Annotated in this window: 13 protein-coding genes and 1 pseudogene; 9 read left to right on the top strand and 5 right to left on the bottom strand. The window is 72.4% G+C overall.

The window, feature by feature from the left end; all coding sequences use genetic code 11:
• Positions 1-155: 155 nt before the first annotated feature.
• Together ACFV4P_RS33340 and ACFV4P_RS33335 are read right to left on the bottom strand one after the other, a co-directional pair.
• Positions 156-1,466, bottom strand: coding sequence for an MFS transporter (locus tag ACFV4P_RS33340; RefSeq protein ID WP_380477240.1), 1,311 nt, complete (start codon positions 1,464-1,466; stop codon positions 156-158).
• 200 nt (positions 1,467-1,666) lie between these two features.
• Entirely contained in the window at positions 1,667-3,460 is a 1,794-nt protein-coding gene (locus ACFV4P_RS33335) for an oleate hydratase (protein WP_380477239.1), read from the bottom strand.
• A 253-nt stretch (positions 3,461-3,713) separates the two neighbouring features.
• On the opposite strand from ACFV4P_RS33335, the gene ACFV4P_RS33330 reads away from it, so the two are divergent.
• Complete coding sequence (locus ACFV4P_RS33330) at positions 3,714-4,688, top strand: SDR family oxidoreductase (protein ID WP_380477238.1); 975 nt, start codon at positions 3,714-3,716, stop codon at positions 4,686-4,688.
• Here the strand turns inward: ACFV4P_RS33330 and ACFV4P_RS33325 are convergent.
• The gene (locus ACFV4P_RS33325; RefSeq protein ID WP_380477237.1) at positions 4,679-5,776 is read right to left on the bottom strand and encodes a helix-turn-helix transcriptional regulator; all 1,098 of its coding nucleotides are present in this window, start codon (positions 5,774-5,776) and stop codon (positions 4,679-4,681) included. The two genes, ACFV4P_RS33330 and ACFV4P_RS33325, sit on opposite strands and share 10 nt — an antisense overlap.
• Before the next feature lie 112 nt (positions 5,777-5,888).
• Here ACFV4P_RS33325 and ACFV4P_RS33320 point away from each other — a divergent pair, with 112 nt between their 5' ends.
• The 4 genes from ACFV4P_RS33320 (at position 5,889) to ACFV4P_RS33305 (ending at position 10,267) form a co-directional block, all read left to right on the top strand.
• A complete protein-coding gene (locus tag ACFV4P_RS33320) occupies positions 5,889-6,758 on the top strand; it encodes an NUDIX domain-containing protein (RefSeq protein ID WP_380477236.1) in 870 nt (289 codons plus the stop codon).
• 139 nt (positions 6,759-6,897) lie between these two features.
• Entirely contained in the window at positions 6,898-7,452 is a 555-nt protein-coding gene (locus tag ACFV4P_RS33315) for a hypothetical protein (protein ID WP_380477235.1), read from the top strand.
• A 341-nt stretch (positions 7,453-7,793) separates the two neighbouring features.
• Positions 7,794-9,755, top strand: coding sequence for a putative Ig domain-containing protein (locus ACFV4P_RS33310; protein WP_380477234.1), 1,962 nt, complete (start codon positions 7,794-7,796; stop codon positions 9,753-9,755).
• 98 nt (positions 9,756-9,853) lie between these two features.
• Positions 9,854-10,267, top strand: coding sequence for a hypothetical protein (locus ACFV4P_RS33305; RefSeq protein WP_380477233.1), 414 nt, complete (start codon positions 9,854-9,856; stop codon positions 10,265-10,267).
• 76 nt (positions 10,268-10,343) lie between these two features.
• Here ACFV4P_RS33305 and ACFV4P_RS33300 read toward each other — a convergent pair whose 3' ends face one another.
• Positions 10,344-11,750 carry an amidase gene (locus ACFV4P_RS33300; RefSeq protein ID WP_380477232.1) on the bottom strand — a complete coding sequence of 469 codons (1,407 nt, stop codon included), beginning with the start codon at positions 11,748-11,750 and terminating at the stop codon, positions 10,344-10,346.
• Between the two features lie 117 nt (positions 11,751-11,867).
• Between ACFV4P_RS33300 and ACFV4P_RS33295 the strand changes: the two genes are divergently transcribed.
• The 3 genes from ACFV4P_RS33295 (at position 11,868) to ACFV4P_RS33285 (ending at position 14,200) form a co-directional block, all read left to right on the top strand.
• Positions 11,868-12,443, top strand: a complete 576-nt coding sequence (locus ACFV4P_RS33295) for a TetR/AcrR family transcriptional regulator (protein WP_380477231.1) — start codon at positions 11,868-11,870, stop codon at positions 12,441-12,443.
• A gap of 118 nt (positions 12,444-12,561) precedes the next feature.
• Positions 12,562-12,891 carry a hypothetical protein gene (locus ACFV4P_RS33290; protein WP_380477230.1) on the top strand — a complete coding sequence of 110 codons (330 nt, stop codon included), beginning with the start codon at positions 12,562-12,564 and terminating at the stop codon, positions 12,889-12,891.
• 130 nt (positions 12,892-13,021) lie between these two features.
• Positions 13,022-14,200 carry a serine hydrolase domain-containing protein gene (locus ACFV4P_RS33285; protein WP_380477229.1) on the top strand — a complete coding sequence of 393 codons (1,179 nt, stop codon included), beginning with the start codon at positions 13,022-13,024 and terminating at the stop codon, positions 14,198-14,200.
• Positions 14,201-14,421: 221 nt separating this feature from the next.
• On the opposite strand, the gene ACFV4P_RS33280 is transcribed toward ACFV4P_RS33285, so the two are convergent.
• Entirely contained in the window at positions 14,422-14,682 is a 261-nt protein-coding gene (locus ACFV4P_RS33280; protein ID WP_380477228.1) for a hypothetical protein, read from the bottom strand.
• A 570-nt stretch (positions 14,683-15,252) separates the two neighbouring features.
• Between ACFV4P_RS33280 and ACFV4P_RS33275 the strand changes: the two are divergent.
• A pseudogene (locus ACFV4P_RS33275) lies at positions 15,253-19,986 on the top strand (hypothetical protein); the annotation flags it as partial.

Raw genomic sequence — 19,986 nt, 5'->3', positions numbered from 1 at the left:
GTCCGCCGCCGGACTGCTCGACGGACGCACCGCCACCACCCACTGATCCGCCGCCGCCCAGCTCGCTGCCGACCTGTCCGCCGCCGCCCTGCACGCCGCTGTGCTCGCCGCCGTCGGCGACCTGTTCGGGACCGTGGCGGAGACCGCGGCGGAGCTCAGCCCGAAGTGGCCGCGGCGGCGGGCAGCCCGGTGCTTGCGGGCGTCGCGGCCGCCGCTGCGGCGAGCCGGGACGCGGCGAAGTGCCGTTGCGCGTACGCCGCGACGGTGGTCGCCACGCCCAGGCCGAGCCAGCCCAGCGGGCCGGTCGACAGCACCGCGCCCGTCAGCAGCAGCGGGCCCGCCGCCTTCTCGGTGGACTGGGCCATCCCCGCCACCCCGAGGTACTCCGGGCGGGCCCGCTCCGGCGCCAACGCCACCGACAACTCCCAGGACACCACCGAACGCAGCAGCTCGGCGAAGGTCGTCAGCACTGCCGCCACCAGCAGGAACACCGAGGCGAGCACCGGCCCGGGCCCGTGCGCCGCGGCCGCCGCCGCACAGCAGCCCAGCACCGCGAAGCCGTACATCGGCACCGCGCGCACCGCCTGACGGGGCGTGCGGACCCGGGCCGAGACGCGCAGTTGCGCGGCCACCACCAGCACCGTGTTGATCGCCAGGAACGCCGGGACCAGGGCGTGCGGCGCGCGGGTGGCGTGGATCAGCCACAGCGGCAGGCCGACGTTCAGGATCGCGTCGTCGACGGTCAACGCGCAGTCCAGCGCGACGAACCGCAGGTAGCCGCCGTCCCGCCACGGACTCGGCCGCTCCGCCGGGCCGGCCTCCGGCGCCGGCCGTCCGGAGGCGGCGACCACCCGGCCCTGGTGGCCCGGCTCCCGGATGCCCGCCACCAGGACGGCCGACAGCAGGAAGGAGAGCACGTCCGCGAGCAGCAGCGCCCGGAACGCGGCCGGCGTCCCGACCGCCAGCCCGATCGCGGCCAGGCCCGCGCCCGCCGCGTACCCGGCGTTCATCGCCGTCCGCGACAGCGCCCGGTACACCGAACGCCGGTCGCCCGCCACGTCGGTGGCGAACAGCATCTCCATCGCCCGCGCCGCCCGGTCGCCCAGCGCGGACGCGGCCACCAGCCCCAGCAGCGCGCCGAACGAGGAGCAGCAGAGCACCGCCGCCAGCGCCACCGCCCGCAGCAGGTGACACCCGATCAGCACCGGCCGCCACCCCAGCGACGCGGCCAGCCGCCCCGCGAGCGGCGAGCCGGCGATCCCCGCCACCGAGGCGACGCCGAGCAGCAGCCCGACCTGGCCGGCCGTCAGCCGCCCCACCTCGGTGAAGTACAGCACGCAGGCCGCCGCCCACACCCCCGAGCCCGTCCGGTCCGCGAACACCACCACCAGCATGGTCCGCCCCGCGGCCCCGCCCGGAGGCTCCCGCAACTGCCCCCACAGCCCGGCTCCGCGCTCCCTCGCCACCGTCTCCACCCCGTCCCGCCGTCAGCCGTCATTCGTGCCGGGAGCACTCTGCCGCAGAAGTCTCTCGATATCAAGATGCTTGATGTCGAGAGGAAAATGGGTGGCGTCGACCGCCCCCCGGACGGTAGGGGGGCCGACCGGGACCGGCCCGCCGCATGCGAAAGCCCCGGACCGCAGGCGGTCCGGGGCTTCCAACGGGCCTACTCCGGAAGCAAGTTGTACTCGCCCAGCAGTTCGCCGATCTCCGAGGTCTCCAGCCGCGCGTTCAGCCGCTTGCGCAGCACGTGCGGGCCGGGCAGGGCCACCGGCTTGCCGTCGCGCAACCGACTCGTCGCGTTCAGCAGCGCCCGCACGTCGTACGTCGAGGCGAACACCTCCGGCACGCCGCGCTCCACGCCCAGCAGCCGGTACACCGCCTCCATGCCGGTGCGCACCGAGTACTCGGTGGTGAAGATGCAGTCCCGGGTGGTCTCCGCGAACTGCCCGATGAAGGCGAAGTTCACCGCCCCCGGCGGCACCACGTCCGGGCGGTCACCGGCCGTGCGCGGCATGAAGAACGACGTCACGTACGGCATCATCACCGGCACGCACCTGGCCGCGTCCGCCGCCAGGGCGTCGATCTGCCCCACCGGCACGCCCAGGTGGTACAGCCACTCGCGGGTGATCTCCTCGCCCGTGCACTCCTGCATCGGCTTCTTCACGTAGTCGCCCGGCACGTCCACGAACAGCGAGTACAGCCAGACCACGATCTGGTCCTTCGGCTGCTTCTTGAAGTGCGGCTGCCGGTTCACCGTCCAGCTCAGCAGCCACGACGAGTCGCGGACGGTGACGATGCCGCCCGTCACCACGCCGCCCGAGAACGGGTCGCGCTTGCACACCTTCTGGATGTACTCCGGGATGCGGCGGTCCAGCGTGGTCACCGTCGCCGACTCCCACTTGGTCTGCGGGACGTGCGAGCCGAACACGTCCGGGCGGCCGAAGTCCGGGTGCTTCGCGGCGATCCGCCGCCACAGGTCCCAGGCGGGCGCCGGGCCCTCGTTCAGCTTCGCCGGGGTGTGCTGGTCGCCGTTGTCGGAATTCTCGGTCAGCGAACCGATGGTGGTGAACAGCAGGTCGTCCGCGGTCAGCCGGACCCCGCCCGGCTCCCCGTCGCGGACCCAGTGCAGTGCCGTCGCCTGCTTGCGGCCGTCCTCCAGCGAGAAGTCGACGTCGGTGACCGTGGTGCCGTACTGGAACACCACGCCCTGCCCCCGCAGGTACGCCACCAGCGGCAGCACCAGCGACTCGTACTGGTTGTACTTGGTGAACTTCAGCGCCGAGAAGTCCGGCAGCCCGCCGATGTGGTGGACGAAACGGTGCAGGTAGAGCTTCATCTCCAGCGCCGAGTGCCACTGCTCGAAGGCGAACATGGTGCGCCAGTACAGCCAGAAGTTCGACGCCAGGAAGTCCTCGCCGAACACCTCGTCGATCCGCCGGCCCTCCATCTCCTCGCGCGTCGCCATGAAGACCTTCATCAGGTCGCGCTGCGCCCGGTCGCTCAGCGCGAACAGGCCGTTGGTCTCCGCGTCCCGGCCCTGCCGGTGGGTGACGCGCTGGAGGGAGAAGTTCGGGTCGTCCTTGTTCAGCCAGTAGAACTCGTCGAGGACGCTGGCCCCCTCGATCTCCATCGACGGGACCGAGCGGAACAGGTCCCACAGGCACTCGAAGTGGTTCTCCATCTCGCGGCCGCCGCGCACCACGAACCCGCGCTCCGGCTCCTCGATGCCGTCCAGCGCACCGCCCGGGATGCCCTGCTGCTCCAGGATCGTGATCCGCTCGCCGGCCAGCTGCCCGTCGCGGACCAGGAACGCCGCGCCCGCCAGCGACGCCAGCCCCGAGCCCACGAACCACGCCCGCTTGTCGTCCACCCCGGCGGGCTTGCGGGGCCGTGCGAACGCCTCGTAGTTGCCGCTGCTGTAGTACATCGACGCCACTCCCATCCGTTGCACGGACATCCGTTGCACGGACCGACCAAGATCGTCGGCCTCGGGTTCCACCCAACCCGTCCTTACATCCGCCCGCACGGCGGGGTGCCCGCATTGCGACGTTCGGGTGAATTGCCCCGTTGATGGGCCCGCGCGCGGTCGGCCGGGGAGGGGATCTCGGCCCGCTGCGCCCCGGCCCGGTGGTGGTGTCGAAATCGTGGTCGTGTCGTGAAGGGATAAATGGTGACGCGTTCTGTCACCTTTGGCGGCGATCGTTGAAGGCATGGAGAACACGAACGATGTCCCGTCCCGCGACAACCTCCCCGCCCGCCCGCTGGCGGGCCGGATCGCCCTGGTCGCGGGCGCGACCAGGGGTGCGGGACGGGCGCTGGCGGTGGAACTGGGCAGGGCCGGGGCGACGGTCTACGTGACCGGACGGACGACCCGCGAGCGGGTGAGCGAGGTGGGACGGGCGAGCGAGACGATCGAGGAGACGGGGGAACTGGTGACGGCGGCCGGCGGAGTGGGGATTGCGGTGCCCATCGACCACCTGGACGAGGGACAGGTGCGGGCGCTGTTCGCACGGATCGAGGAGGAACACGGGCATCTCGACGTCCTGGTCAACGACCTGTGGGGCGGCGAGCGGCTGACGGTCGAGTCGATCTTCGGGAAGAAGAGCTGGGAGACGCCGCTCGCCGACGGCCTGCGGATGCTGGAACTGGGCGTGCGCTCGCACGTGATCACGGCGGCGCTCGGCCTGCCGCTGCTGGTGCGGTCGGCCGCACCGCTGCTGGTGGAGGTCACCGACGGCACCGCGGTGACCAACCGCCGGTACCGCGAGAACCTCTACTACGACCTGGCGAAGAACGCCCCGATCCGGATGGCCTTCGGGCTGGGCGAGGAACTGGCGGAGTACGGCGGCGCGGCAGTTTGCGTGACGCCGGGCTTCCTGCGCTCCGAGCAGATGCTGACGCACTTCGGCGTGACGGAGGAGAACTGGCGGGACGTCGTCGCCGTCGAACCGACCTTCGCGATCGCGGAATCGCCGCAGTACCTCGCGCGCGGGGTGGCCGCGCTCGCCGCGGACCCGCTGCGGGCCGAGCGGTGGAACCGGAAGTCGACGTCCAGCGCCGAACTCGCCCGGGTCTACGGCGTCACGGACGTGGACGGCAGCACGCCGGACGCCTGGGCGTACTTCGACGCGATGGGCGAGCGCGGCGAACAGGACGAACCCGTCTCGGCGGACGACTACCGCTGACGCCCGGCGGGGCCGCCGTCCGGACGCCGGTCCGGAGCCCCGGCGGCCCCGTCGTCCGGGCCCGCCCCGTCGTCCGGCCCCGCCTCGTCGTCCGGCCCCGCCCCGCTGTAGAGCGCGGCGAAGGCCCGGGCGTGCCGGGCGAGGCGGGCGCGGAGCGCGGGCGGGGCCAGCACCTCGGCGTCCGCGCCGAGCGAGGCCAGCTCGGCGAACGCGATCTCCTCGGACTCCACGGCCAGTTCGAGGGTGACCCGGCCGGCCGCATCCGGAGGCGAGGCGGCGGCCAGCGCCCGCCCGGCCGCGGCCCGGTCGGTGACCTCCGGCAGGCGACGCGCGCCCGCCGGGGTGAGCCGCACCGTGACGGTGGCGCGCAGCAGCGAGAGGGTGAACCGGGCACTGTGCTCCTGCCAGTACGCCGCCAGGTCGAAGGACGGGTCACGGGTGAACACACCGTCAACGGGCGTGTCCAGTACGGCGATCCGATCGGCGCGGTAGGTGCGGAAGGCCGGGCCCGCAGCGCCCGGGACCCGGCCCACCAGGTACCAGACGCCCGCCTTCAGGACCAGCCCGTACGGTTCCACCCGGCGGGCCGTCCCGGGCTCGCGGCCGGGGCGCGTGTAGGAGAACTCGACCGCGCGGTCCGCCCAGAGCGCGCGCGCCAGCTCCGGCAGCAGCTCGGGAGTGGACGGCTCGCGGAACCAGGCCGGCGCGTCCAGGTGGAAACGCCGGGCCGAGGACTCGGCGGCCGCCCGCAGGGAGGGCAACAGGGTGGCGGAGAGCTTCAGCCGGGCGGTGCCGGCCGCGTCGGAGAGCCCGAGATCGCGCAGCGCGGAAGGCAGCCCGGACAGGTAGAGCGTCTCGGCCTCGGTCGGATGCAGCGTGGTGAGGCGGGTGCGGTGGCCCGGAGCGAGCCGATAGCCGCCGGCCCGGCCGCGTTCCGACCGGACCGGGATTCCGGCCTCCTGGAGCGCCTGGACATCGCGGATGACGGTCCGTTCGGACACCCCCAACTCCCCGGCCAGTTCGGCGGCGGTGAGGCCGGGGGTCGACTGCAGCAGCAGGGCCATGCGGATCAGACGGGCGGCACGCATGCGCCCAGCATCGCCGATCCACGACTCGGCGGTCACTTCGCACAACCCCATGAACCCCCGCGGCCATGCCACTAGGGTCGGCACCAGGCCCACGCCGACAGGGGGAACCACCATGACCGGCCACCCGATCGCCCTCACCACCAGCTACGGCGCCCTCCACTTCACCGACCGCCACGGCCACCCCTTCCAGCTGCGCTCCGCCCGCCGCCCCGACCACTGGCAACCCGTCGCCGCCGCCACCCACCGCGGCGAAACCCCCTGGCAGGCCGCCCTGCGCGCCACCCGCCACCACCTCGGACTCGACCCCGCCACCGAGCAACTCGCCACCGCCCGACGCCTGTTGGCCGTCCTCCACCACGCCCCCACCCCCGAGCACCCGCTCGCCCGCACCGGCCACATCTTCGACGGCGGCACCCTCGACGACGAACAACTGCACCGCATCCGCCTCACCGCCGCCCACACCGACTGGGCCGTCGACACCCTCTGGCGCTGGCGCCACCGCATGCACCCCCACGACCACCGCCGCCTGATGCTCGTCGACCGCGCCCGCCGCGCCCGCACCACCCTGGACGCCGAACACCCCGACACCGGCCCCGACGCCTTCGAAGGCGTCCTCGTCCTGGTCACCACCCCCGCCCGCGACCGGGTGCTGCTCAACCTCCGCGACGACCACCCCGGCATCCCCTGGCCCGGCCACTGGGCCCCCATCGGCGGCTGGCGCGAAGGCCACGAGAGCGCCCACGACTGCGCCACCCGCGAGATCCGCGAGGAGGCCGGCATCGGCGTCACCGCGCTGCGCCCGCTCACCGCCCCGCGGCACCCGCTGCTCGCCGACACCACCGCCGTGCTGCACGCCGTCTACGACGGACCCGACGGCGCCCTCGTGCTCGGCGAGGGACAGGCCCTCCGGCTGGTGCCCCGCACGGAGATACCCGCCCTGCGGACCCCGCCCTACCTGGCGCACTACCTGGAGCACCTCTGACCGACCCTGACTGTTCATCAGGTGATCAGATTTCACCATCCGGCCTGTGGACGGCTCGTGTGAGCAGGACGTTCCGTGGATAGGCTTGCGGGCAGCCCGGCCCGACGGGCCGATCCATCGAGGGGGAATCCACACCCAAATGTCGTACCTGCGCACCTTCCTGCCCTGGATCGTCTTCGCGGTGATCCCTTCCGCCCAGTGGCAGTGGGCCGCCCTGGCCGGCCTGGTCGTCGCCGCGGCCGTCATCCTCCAGCAACGCAGGGCCGGCGCCGCCTACGACGCGTTGATCATCGAGCTCGGCTCCGCGCTGTTCTTCGCGGTGCTCGCCGCGATCGCCTTCGCCGACCCGCACTCCGGCGTCCGCGACTGGTCCGCGACGCTGTCCTCCGCCTGCCTCGCCGTGATCGCCGGCACCTCGCTGCTGATCGGCAAGCCCTTCACCCTCGGCATCGCCAAGCGCAGCACCCCGCCCGAGATCTGGCCGCTCAAGCCGTTCATCCGCGTCAACGTCGTCATCACCACCGTGTGGACCGCAGCCTTCGCGCTCACCGCCGTCGTTCTGGCCGTGCTCGCCCACGGCGGCCACGGCCACTCGCTCGCCTCCCTGCTGGTGCAGATCGCCGGGTTCGTCGTCCCGATGGTCTTCACCGTCCGCTACGTCGCCCTGGTCCAGTCCCGGGCGCCGCAGAACTGACATTCCGTCACCCGCAGCACACGGGCCCGGCCGCCACCGAAGTGGCGGCCGGGCTCTTTTCCGCCCGAATTCCAAACTCTCGCAAAGGGGCGGTACCGAATTCCACCCGAACTGCCAAGAACAGGGATGGCGAATGGAAAACTGTTGAAGGCCGGGGGAGTTGGCGCACTGCCAGGAGACCCACTGTGGCCTGCTCAGATGCCGGAACCTGAATTTCTCCTGAACCCGATCCGTTGACTGCCCGTCAGTCGCTCTGCTTTGCTTCTGGCCCGCCCCAGGAATATCGGCCGCGCCGCGCCCCACCGAGGTGCGGGCGGCCGGAGGAGAGAGGCCCCCCACCCATGGGAATGTCCCCCACCGCCATACGTTCGAGACTCGCGGCGCTCACCGGCGCAGCCTCGCTCGTGGTCGCCGCCGCCGGACTCGCCGTCACCGCGGCCCCCGCGCACGCCGACACCCCCCAGCCGGCCGCCGCGGCGGTCTCCGGCCAGGCCCACCGCGGACCCGCCGGAACCGGCGGCATCTCCAACGAGTTCAACCCGTTCAGCCCGGCCCTCACCAACAGCACCCTCCCGGGCATGAAGCAGTACGCCAAGCAGAAGCAGGACCGCATCGCCCACCAGCCGCAGGCCGCGGCCACCGGCCAGCAGACCCTGTCCTACGGCGGCGGCATCGACGGCATCGGCGTGCAGAGCGGCCACTCCAAGGTGTACCTGGTCTTCTACGGCACCCAGTGGGGCACCCAGGGCACCGACGCCAACGGCAACCTGACGTTCTCCAACGACACGGCGGGCGCAGCGCAGGCCGCGCAGAACATGTTCAAGGGCATCGGCACCAACGGCGAGACCTGGTCCGCCGACCTCACCCAGTGGTGCGACGGCCCCAACGTCGCCGCCGGGGCGGTCAGTTGCCCGTCGAACGCCGCGTTCGTCCCCTACCAGAGCGGCGGCGTGCTCGCCGGCGTCTGGTACGACAACGCGGGCGCCGAGCCGTCCACCGCCACCGGCCACCAGCTCGGCGTCGAAGCCGTCAACGCGGCCGCCCACTTCGGCAACACCACCGCCGCCGCCAACCGCGACGCCTACTACGTGGTGCTGTCCCCCAAGGGCACCGACCCGGACAACTACCAGAGCCCGACCCAGGGTTACTGCGCCTGGCACGACTGGAACGGCGACACCACCCTCACCGGCGGCGCCGTCACCTCCTCCTACGGCGACATCGCGTTCTCCAACCAGCCGTACAACATCGACATGGGCTCCTCCTGCGGCGTCGGCTTCGTCAACTCGCCCGGCACGCTGGACGGTTGGACCATGACGCTGGGCCACGAGTGGCACGAGATGATGTCCGACCAGAACCCGGCCGGCGGCTGGACCAACCAGGTCGCGGGCAGCTCGTACAACGGCCAGGAGAACTCCGACGAGTGCGCCTGGCTCCAGCCCGGCACCGCCGGCGGCGCCGCCAACGTCGGCTTCGGCTCGTACGGCACCTTCGCCGAGCAGGCCAGCTGGTCCAACGACACCAACTCCTGCGCCATCACGCACGCCATCCTCACCCACGGCGGCGGCACCACCAACACCGTCACGGTGACCAACCCCGGCAGCCAGAGCGGCACCGTCGGCACCGCCGCGAGCGTGCAGATCAAGGCCACCGACTCGGCGTCCGGCCAGACCCTGACCTACGCGGCCACCGGCCTGCCCGCCGGCCTGAGCATCAACGCCTCCACCGGCCTGATCTCCGGCACCCCGACCGCCGCCGGCACCTCCTCGGTCACCGTCACCGCCACCGACACCACCGGCGCCGCCGGCACCGCCTCCTTCGGCTGGACCGAGGCCGGCAGCGGCGGCGGCACCTGCACCGCGGCCCAGCTGCTCGGCAACGCCGGCTTCGAGACCGGCAGCGCCGCGCCCTGGACCGCCAGCGCCGGCGTGGTCTCCAACTCCACCTCCGAGGCCGCCCACAGCGGCTCCTGGAAGGCCTGGATGGACGGCTACGGCTCCGCCCACACCGACACCGTCTCCCAGACCGTCACGATCCCGTCCGGATGCAAGGCCACCTTCAGCTTCTGGCTGCACATCGACACCGCCGAGACCGGCACCACCGTCTACGACAAGCTGACCGTCCAGGCCAACTCGACCACCCTGGCGACCTACTCCAACGTCAACGCCGCCACCGGGTACGTCCAGAAGTCCTTCGACCTGTCGGCCTACGCGGGCCAGAGCGTCACCCTGAAGTTCACCGGCACCGAGGACGCCTCGCTGCAGACCAGCTTCGTCGTCGACGACACCGCGCTCAACGTCTCCTGACGCGGCACCAAACCCCCCTCGGGGGCGCCGGGGCGGACCCACCACGGGCCCGCCCCGGCGCCGTCGCAGCTGCCCCGACGACGGGACGGAGCCCCGCCATGCCACCGAAGAACGCCCTCGCCGCCGCCCTGCTCGCCCTCGCGGCGCTCGCCGGCGGCTGCGGCCCGGCCGCCACCGCGACCGCCGCGTCCGTGGTGCTGAACGAGAGCGCCGACCGCACCCGGATCACCGTCGCGCCCGGCACCACCGTCCGCACCGAACTCCACAGCACCTACTGGTCGCCCGCCACCAGCACCGACCCCGCCCTGCTCGCCCCCACCGGACAGCCGACCGCCACCACCGGCCCCGGCTGCCGACCCGGCGGCGGCTGCGGCACCGTCACCACCGCCTTCACCGCTCGCACCACCGGAACCGCCCGGCTGACCGCCCACCGCACCAGCTGCGGCGAGGCCCGGCCCTGCCCGTCCGCGCAGCAGGACTTCACCGTCGAGGTGGACATCGCCGCTCCCTGACGGCCCGGGGCCCTTCCTTGTGGAGCCCCGGGCCGTCGGCACGTCAGCCCGTCAGAACGTCGGGCCCGTCAGCCCGTCAGAACGCCGGGTCGACGGGGGAGAGGAGGCCGAACCGGTCCTCCAGGTGCTGGGCGGCGGCCAGGCAGAGGTCCTCGCGGAACGGCCGCCCCACCACCTGGACGCCGGTCGGCAGGCCGTCCGCCGCCGGCCCGGTGGGCACCGCCACCGCCGGGAGGCCGACGAAGCTCGTCACCGAGCACAGCCGCATCGCGGACGTCACCCGGTCCCGGCCCGCCCGGTCGCGCGACTCCAGGCCCGGCTCCACCGGCGGCTCGGTGAACACCGGGCCGAGCAGCAGCGGGTACTCCTCCAGGAACTCCGCCCAGGCCCGGCGGATGTTCATCCAGGTGCCCATCAGCTTGACCAGCCCGGCGGCGTCCACCTGCGGCGTGGCACGCGTCGCGAAGTCGATGAAGCGCTCGCCGCCCTCACCGAGGATCTTCCGCACGACCGGCCAGGACGGCGTGAACTCGGCGACGGTCAGCCGGTGGAACGCGTCGTACGCCTCGTCGAACCGCGGCACGTCGGCCACCTCGCGGACGTCGTACCCCGCCTCGGCCAGCGCCCCCGCGGCCCGCTCCACGGCAGCCCGGACGGTCGGGTGCACGCCGCGCCCGCCCGGGTCGGCGACCACGGCGACCTTCGGCGGGCCGTCGAGCGGACGGCCGTACAGCGGCGCGGGCACGGCCCGCGGATCGCGCGGATCGGGCCCTGCCAGGCACTCGTACGCGAGCCGCAGATCCGCCACCGTGCGGGCCAACGGGCCGTCCGCGACCAGGACTTGGGACGCCGGGCCGGGGTCGTCCGGGCCCAGCATGCGCTGGTCGGCGGCGAACCGGCCGGCGGTCGGGTTCAGCGCCGCGACGCCGCAGAACACGGCCGGGATGCGGACCGAGCCGCCCGAGTCGTCGCCCAGCCCGAGCGCGGCCATCCCGGTCGCGACCGCCACCCCGTCCCCGCCGCTGGTGCCGCCGGGCGTCAGCCCCGCGTCCCACGGGTTGAGGGTGTCGCCGTACAGCTCGCTGCGGGTGTGCATCCCGGACAGGATCAGCGTCGGCATGTTGCTGTGGCCGATCGGGATCGCCCCCGCGGCGCGCAGCCGCGCCACCGGGATCGCGTCGGCCGGCGCCGTCATGCCCGCGAACCGCGGCGTGCCGAAGGTGGTCGCGAAACCCTCGACCCGGATGCACTCCTTGACGGTGAACGGCACACCCGCCAGCGGGCCGAGCGCCTCACCGGCGGCCCGCCGCGCATCGATCCGGCGGGCGTCGGCGCGGGCCCGGTCGGCGAACAACTGGGTGACGGCGTTGACCCGCGGGTTCACCGCGGCGATCCGGTCGAGGTGCGCCTCCACCGACTCGGCGGCGGACACCTCGCCGGCCCGGACGGCGGCGGCGAGAGCGCCGGCGGAAAGCTTCCACATGGGATCTGTCCTCCTGAACGTTTTTCCGATGCGACTGCATCGGAACAGAACCGCACCCTAGCCCAGGAACCGATACACTCGCATCGAATAAAAGTCGTCACCGGAGGCCGCGAACCGATGCCCAAGCAGGTGGACCACGAGGAACGCCGACGCCGGATCGCCGACGCCGTCTGCGCCCTGATCGACGAACAGGGCCTGGAAGCCGTCAGCCTCCGCGACGTCGCCGCCCGCGCCGAGGTCTCCATGGGCGCCGTCCAACGCTGCTTCCGCAGCAAGGACGAGATGCTCCGATTCGCTCTCGCCCACATCGGCCACCAGGTCACCGCACGCGCCCGCACCCGCCTGCTCGCCGCCCCCGCCCAGTCCCCGGCCAGCACCGTCGGCCACCTCGCCCACGAGATCGCCCTGCTGCAGACCCACCAGCGCGCCCAGGCCCGGGTCTGGCTCGCCTTCCTCGCCGCCGCCGCCGTCAACCCCGCCCTCGCCGACGACCTGCGGGGCAGCTACACCGACCTGGAGGCCCTGCTCACCCGGCTGATCGCCGACGCCGGCGACCTCCCCGACCCCGCCGCCGAGGCCCGCACCCTGCTCGCCCTCGCCGACGGCCTCACCGCACACGTCCTGATCGGCCACCGCACCCCCGAAGAAGCCGAACGCCTGCTGCACGCCCACCTCGCCCGCCTCTGGCGGTGAGGGCCGCGGCCGCATCGGAAAAACCGGTGACACCCGCGCGCCGCCGACCGGACACTGTTCCCGGACCCGCCGTCCGGGCACTGTCCCCGGACCCGCACCCCCGAGAAAGGACGCCGGCATGGCCCTCGCCCGCAAAGGCGCTCGCCGCATCGTCGTCGACGGCGCCGCGTACCGCTGGCACGCCGCCCGACGCCACCTCTGCTGCGACTACGAGGGCGGCACCCTCGGCTGGGTCGCCGAGGACGCCGCCCACCCCGGCACCACCCTCGTCGTGGAGACCGGCCGCCGCGCCCGGATCTCCCCCCGCCCCACCCCGGCCGACCTGATCCTGCCGCGCGAGGTCGCCACCGGCATCCGGACCGCCCTCGCCCGGGGCTGGAACCCCACCGCCAACGGCTCCCCGTTCAAGATCGACCTGCCGAACTCGGAGACGGATCAGGGTTCCTGATACATCGTCAGGACGAGCCGGACGCCCACCACTCCTCCTCGACGGCGACGGCGGCCCCGACCGGCCCGTGGTGTTCTGGAGCCCGACCGGAACACCCGGCCCGCCCGGCCCCGCCCGAGGAGACGCCCGCATGAACTCGCCACCCCCGCACCGCGGTTGCGCCCGCCGCGGCGCCCGCCGCAGTGCCCTGCTCGCCACCGCCTGCGCCCTCCTGCTCACCGGGCTCGCCCCGGCGGCCACCGCCGAGGCCAAGCCGACGGACGTCGCCGGGGCGGCCAAGCCGACGGACGTCGTCCAGCAGCGCCTGGACGCGCTGGTCTCCGCCGACGGCCTGCCCGGCGTGCTGGCCGCCGTCCAGGGACGCGACGGCCGGACCCGCAGCTACACGGCGGGCGTCGGCGACCTGGCCACCGGGGCGAAGGTGCCCGCCGACGGGCAGGTCAGGATCGGCAGCAACACCAAGACCTTCGTCGCGGTCGTCGTCCTCCAGCTGGTGGCGGAAGGCCGGATACAGCTGGACGCCTCCCTCGACACCTACCTGCCCGGCCTGATCCGCGGCGACGGCATCGACGGACGGAACATCACCGTCCGCCAAATCCTCCAGCACACCAGCGGGTTGGCGGACTACACCACCTTCCTCGACCTCTCCGGGACCGACCAGTACGTCGAACCGCGCGACCTGCTCGACGTCGCCCTCGCCCACCCGCCGGACTTCGCCCCCGGCGCGGGCTGGAAGTACAGCAGCACCGGCTACCTGATCGCCGGACTGATCATCCAGAAGGTCACCGGACGACCCGTCGGCGAGGAGATCACCAAGCGCGTGATCGACCGGATCGGCCTGCGCCACACCTACTTCCCCGCCCAGGGCGACACGGGCATCCGCGAGCGCCACCCGCACGGCTACCTGCCGCCCGCGCAGCCCGGCGCACAGCCCTTCGACATCACCGAGATGGACCCGTCCTGGGCCTGGGCCGCCGGCGCGATGATCTCCACCACCGGCGACCTGAACCGCTTCTTCGCCGCTCTGATCGGCGGCCGGCTGCTGCCCCCGGCCCAGCTCGCCCAGATGCGGACCACCGTCCCGGCCGACCACTTCGGCCCCGGCGCGCGCTACGGCCTCGGCCTGGCGAGCCACCCGCTGCCCTGCGGCGGCCTGTCCTGGGGCCACGGCGGCAGCGTCCCCGGCTACGTCACCCGGGGCGGTGTCACCGAGGACGGCCGCGCGGCGACCGTCGCGGTGACCATGGCCTCGGCGCCGGAGGTCCGGCAGCGGGTGTCCGACGCCGCCGACGCGGCCCTGTGCCGCTGACGCCCCCTGCCCGGGGCGCTCCCTGCCCGGGGCGCTCCCTCGGGGTGCTCCCTGCTCAGGGGCGCTCCGTGTCTCGGGCGGGACGCGCATCGACCCGCAGTCGCCCGGCCGGAACGGCCGTGACACGCGGGTCGACGAGTGTGGAGCGGAGTGCGGAGCAGGGGGGGCGGAGCGGAGGGCGGTGGGCGTCGGTCCGGCGTCCGACGCCCGGGGCCGGGCTCCTACCAGCTGGCTCCGGCGTCGGTGAAGAAGCCGGAGACGCCGGTGCTGTCCGCACAGATCAGGTGGCTGCCGTGCTCGACCCCGTTCGGGCTGACGACGGAGAAGCTCTGGGCGAAGCAGGCGCCGGTCTCGTCGGCGACGAACGAGGTGTTGCCCCAGTGGGCTTCCGGGCCTTCGTTTGCGGAGGCGAGTCCGGCGCAGCCGATCATGAGGGGGGCGGTGAGGGCGCCGACGGCCAGGACACGCTTGAGAGCACGCATGAATGATCCCCTTCGAGGAGTTCGGTGTGGCGGCGGGGCACGATGGCGGCCCTGCCACCAACCAGAAGGACATGGGCCACCGGTGCCCGCAATGCGACCGTGCGGCCATATAGTCGTCACGGAGAGTCAGGAGCCCTAGTGGGGGGCAGTGGGGGCCGGGTCGAAGGTTCACCCCTTGGGTGGTCCGCCGATCCTGGTTCCTGCTCGGGGTCCCGCCGGACGTTCGACCTGATGGGGGATCAGGGATCCATGGAGGGGCCTGACGTCAAGTCAGGGGTCCGGCGGCCGGTGCGGCATCTCGTGTTCGCGCGTCCGAGCGATTCCGTAGGTCCTTTGATAGGACAAGCCGATAGCGCTTGGTGGTGGCTGTGCATAGTCCAGGGTATGACGAGACATCTCCGCGGACCGTTGCGGCTCAGATCGCGAGCGGCCCGCTTCATCAGCGCCGCAGCCACTCTCGGCCTGGTCGGAACGGGTCTGGCCGTCACCCTGGGCGCCCAAGCCGCAGCGCCCACCTCCCGCCACGCCGCGGTCCTGCCGGAGCGTGTCCGAGCCACTGGTTCCCCCCTGTTGCGGGAGGACTTCACCGGTGCGACCGCGGATCCGAGGTTCGTCGCCGTCGGCGCGGCCTGCCTCACCGGCGGACCCGTCACGACCCCGCTCCCGCCGGACGGGCGTCAGCTGACCGGTTGTCCGACTCCGGAGGTCGGTCCGGTGCCGCCGTTGGACAGTTCGCCGTTCGGGTATCTGCGGATCACCGACGCCGGGAACGACCGGAGCGCGGCGGTGCTGTTCGATCAGGCGCTGCCGGCGGGCAACGGTCTGGACGTGACCTTCGATCAGTGGCAGTACGGCAGTACGACGCCCGCGACGCCGGCGGACGGCATCTCGTTCTTCCTGGTCAACGGTGATGTCTCGTTGAAGCATCCGGGTGCGTTCGGCGGCAGCCTCGGCTACGCGCAGAAGCTGCCCGACGACAACCCCGGCCTGACCTTCCTGCCCGGCGTCGACAGCGGCTACCTCGGCGTCGGTCTCGACGTGCTCGGCAACTACTTCGGTGATTGGGAGCGCCGGGGCAACGGCTGTCCGACCCGTTCCCCGGCCGGGACGGGCTTCCGCATCCCGGCGCCGGGCGCCAACATGGTCACCGTCCGGGGCCCCGGTGACGGCCTTGACGGCTACTGCTTCCTGACCGCCACCACCAGCAACTTCTCGACCACCGGCCCCTGGCCGTCCACCCTGCCCGGAAACCTGCAGGGCCCGCTGACCTCGCTGCCGGTCGGGGTGACGCCCGCCGAGGCGCAGACGTTGCTGGAGCCGTCCCGTCGCCGGGTCCATGTGCATCTGACGCCGGCGCCCTCGCCGGTGCTGACCATCGACGTCGACTTCAGCGACGGCACCGGCCCGCACCCGGTGCTCAACACCCCGGCGCCCCAACCCGTCCCCGCGACCTACAAGTTCGGCTTCGCCGGCTCGACGGGTCTGTTCACCGACGTGCACCTGATCCGCAACGTGGTGATCAACACCGACCAGCCGCTGCCCGAACTGAACCTGGTCAAGCAGGCCCATCAGCCTCTGCCTGCGGATCTGGTGGTCGGTTCGCGGGTTCCGTACGACTTCGTCGTCACGAACTCCGGGAACGTCCCGATCGACAATCTGGGCGTCAACGATCCGAAGGTCGGGCCGGTGAGCTGCCCGGTGACGGTGCTGCAGCCCGGTGAGACCGTCACGTGCACCGCCACCTACACCGTGACCGCGGCGGATGTGGCGGCGGGCCACATCGTCAATACCGCGGTGGCCACCGGAACGGCGGACGGCGACCCGGTCGAGTCGCCTCCGTCGACCGAGACCGTCCCCCTCGTGACGCCGCCGGGCCTCGGGGTCGTCAAGCAGGTGGACGTTCCCGGTCCGTTCCACGTCGGCGACACCGTCCCCTACACGTATGTCGTGAGCAACACCGGCGGCACCGAGATCACCGACCTCGCCGTGAGCGACGACCGGGTCACGGGCATCACCTGCGACGTCACGACCCTCGCCCCTCGCGGCAGTCCCGGAGACAGCACCCAGTGCCACGGCAGCTACGTCGTCACCGCCGCCGACGCCGACGTCGGTTCGGTGACCAATCATGCTGTCGTCCACGGCATCAGCAACGGCCAGCCGATCGACTCCCCGGAGACGGAAGCCACCGTTCCGGTCGTCGGCCCGTCCTCGGTGGCACTGGCCAAGTCGGCCGACACTGCTGGCCCCGTCCGTGTCGGTGACACCGTCAACTACACGTACACGGTGACGAACACCGGCCAGACGGTCCTTCACGACGTCTTCGTCGCCGACGACCACTCGCCGGCCGTCACCTGCGACAGCACCGTCCTCGACCCCGGTGACAGCACCGCCTGCCACGCCGCGTACGTAGTGACCGACGCCGACCTGGCCCTCGGGCACCTGACCAACCGCGCCGAGGCCGTGGGCACCAACCCCGAGGGCGAGACCGTCGTCAGCCCCCCGGAGGAGGTGTCTCTTCCCGTCGTCGGCGAGGCCCGGTTGGTCCTGCAGAAGGCCGCTGACAGTGGGGGCCCGTTCCGGCTCGGGGACACCGTTTCGTACACGTACACGGTGACCGATACCGGTACGGCGGCGGTGCACGACCTGACGGTGAGCGACGATCGTGTCGCGTCGGTGGCGTGTGACGCGACGACGTTGAACCCGGGGGAGAGCACGCTCTGCCACGGCAGTTACGTGATCACGGCCGCTGATGTGTCGGCCGGGCACGTGACGAACACGGCGCACGCGAACGGGACCGACCCCGAGGGGCAGCCGGTGCAGAGCCCGCCGGCCTCGGTGACCGTCCCGGTGGTGGGCGAGGCGGTGCTGGCGATCGAGAAGGCGGCTGACGGTGCGGGTCCGTTCCATCTGGGCGAGGCGGTCTCCTACACGTACACGGTGACCAACTCGGGGACGGCGGTGGTCGACAATCTGACGGTGTCGGACGACCGCGTCGCTTCGGTGACGTGCGGGGTGACGGTGCTCAACCCGGGGCAGAGCACGACCTGCCACGGCAGCTACGTCGTCTCGGCCGCCGATGTGACGGCCGGCCACGTGACCAACACGGCGCACGCCGCAGGAACGGACCCCGAAGGCCGGACGGTCGAGAGCCCGCCCGGCGAGGCGACCGTCCCGGTCGTCGGCGAGGCCCGGTTGGTCCTGCAGAAGGCGGCGGACAGTGCTGGCCCGTTCCACGTCGGCGACACCGTTCCCTACACGTACACGGTGACCAACACCGGTACGGCGGCGGTGCACGACCTGACGGTGTCGGACGACCACATCGTGTCGGTGACGTGCGAGGCGACGGCGCTGAACCCCGGGCAGAGCACGTTCTGCCACGGCAGCTACGTCATCACCGCGGCGGACGTGACGGCCGGGTCCGTGACCAACACCGCCCGTGCGCACGGCGCCGACCCGCAGGGCGATCCCGTGCAGAGCCCGCCCGGCGAGGCCACCGTCGAGATCGCCGGCAACGCCCGACTCACCCTGGAGAAGGTCGCCGACAGCGCCGGCCCGTTCCACCTGGGCGACACCGTGCACTACACGTACACCGTGATCAATGCGGGGACGGCGGCGGTGCACGGCCTGACGGTGGCGGACGACCGCGTCGCGTCGGTGACGTGCGACGTGACGACGTTGAACCCCGGGCAGAGCACGTTCTGCCACGGCGGCTATGTCGTCACGGCTGCCGATGTGGCGGCCGGGCACGTGACGAACACGGCGCACGCGGACGCTACTGATCCTGAGGGGCAGCCGGTGCAGAGTCCGCCCGGCGAGGCGACTGTGCCGGTGGTGGGTGAGGCGGTGTTGGCCATCGAGAAGGCGGCGGACGGGGCCGGCCCGTTCCGGGTGGGGGACACGGTGTCGTACACGTACACCGTGAAGAACACAGGGACGGCGGCGGTCAACGCCCTTACTGTCGCGGACGACCATGTGGTGTCGGTGACGTGTGGGGCGACGATGCTGGCCCCTGGTGCGAGCACGTTGTGCCACGGCAGTTATGTGGTGACGGCCGCGGATGTGCAGGCGGGCCATGTGACCAACACGGCGCATGCCGAGGGTACGAATCCGCGGGGGGAGACGGTGGTGAGTCCGCCGGCGGTGGTGACGGTTCCGGTGGTGGGTGTGGCGGTGCTGGCCATCGAGAAGGTGGCGGACGGGGCGGGTCCGTTCCGGGTGGGGGGCAGGGTGGACTACACGTACACGGTGATCAACACCGGTACGGCGGCGGTGCACGACCTGACCGTGGCGGACGACCGCGTTGCGTCGGTGACGTGTGGCGTGACGACGCTGGCGCCTGGTGCGAGCACGTTGTGTCACGGCAGTTATGTGGTCACTGCGGCCGATGTTCAGGCGGGTCATGTGACGAACACTGCTCGTGCGAGCGGCGTCGATCCTGAGGGTCGGCCCGTGCAGAGTCCGCCTGCCGAGGTGTCGGTCCCTGTTGTCGGTGAGGCCGTGTTGAGCATTGAGAAGGCGGCTGACGGGGTGGGGCCGTTCCGGGTGGGTGACAGGGTGGATTACACGTACACGGTCACCAACACGGGTACCACCCCCGTTCACGACGTGACCGTCACCGATGACCGCGTCGCTTCGGTGACGTGTGACTCGGCGTCGTTGGCTGCGGGTGCGAGCACGCTCTGCCATGGCAGTTATGTGGTGACGGCCGCGGATGTCCGGGCGGGTCATGTCACGAACACCGCGCATGCGGGCGGTACGGATCCTGAGGGTCGGCCCGTTCAGAGTCCGCCCGGCGAGGTGACGGTTCCGGTTGTCGGTGAGGCCGTGTTGAGCATTGTGAAGGCGGTGGATGGTGCGGGTCCGTTCGGTGTGGGGGACACCATTTCCTACGTCTACACGGTGACGAACTCCGGCTCGACGGTGCTGACGGACGTCGCGGTCTCGGATGACCGGGTCGCGCGGGTCGTCTGTGAGGCGACGACGTTGGAGCCGGGTGCGAGCACGACGTGCCGCGGCAGTTACGTGGTGACGGAGGAGGATGCGAAGGTCGGCCATGTGACGAACACGGCGACGGCTTCGGGTCGTGGTCCGCAGGGGGAGTTGGTGGAGAGCCTGCCGGTGGAGGTGTGCGTCGCGGTGTCGCAGTGCCCGCCGGAGGAGAAGGGCAAGAAGGGCGAGGGGTGTGTGAAGGTGCCTCGTCCGGGTGGTTCGTCGGAGCCGCCGCACGGCAAGGGCGGGTCGGGGCATCTGCCGGACACCGGTTCGCCGGCGGTTCTCGCGGTGGCGGGTCTGGCCGGTGGCGGG

This window comes from Kitasatospora sp. NPDC059795 (assembly GCF_042732175.1).
GTDB lineage: Bacteria > Actinomycetota > Actinomycetes > Streptomycetales > Streptomycetaceae > Kitasatospora.
Note: the sequence above shows the minus strand (reverse complement) of the source record. Positions and strands in the feature narration are given on the sequence as shown.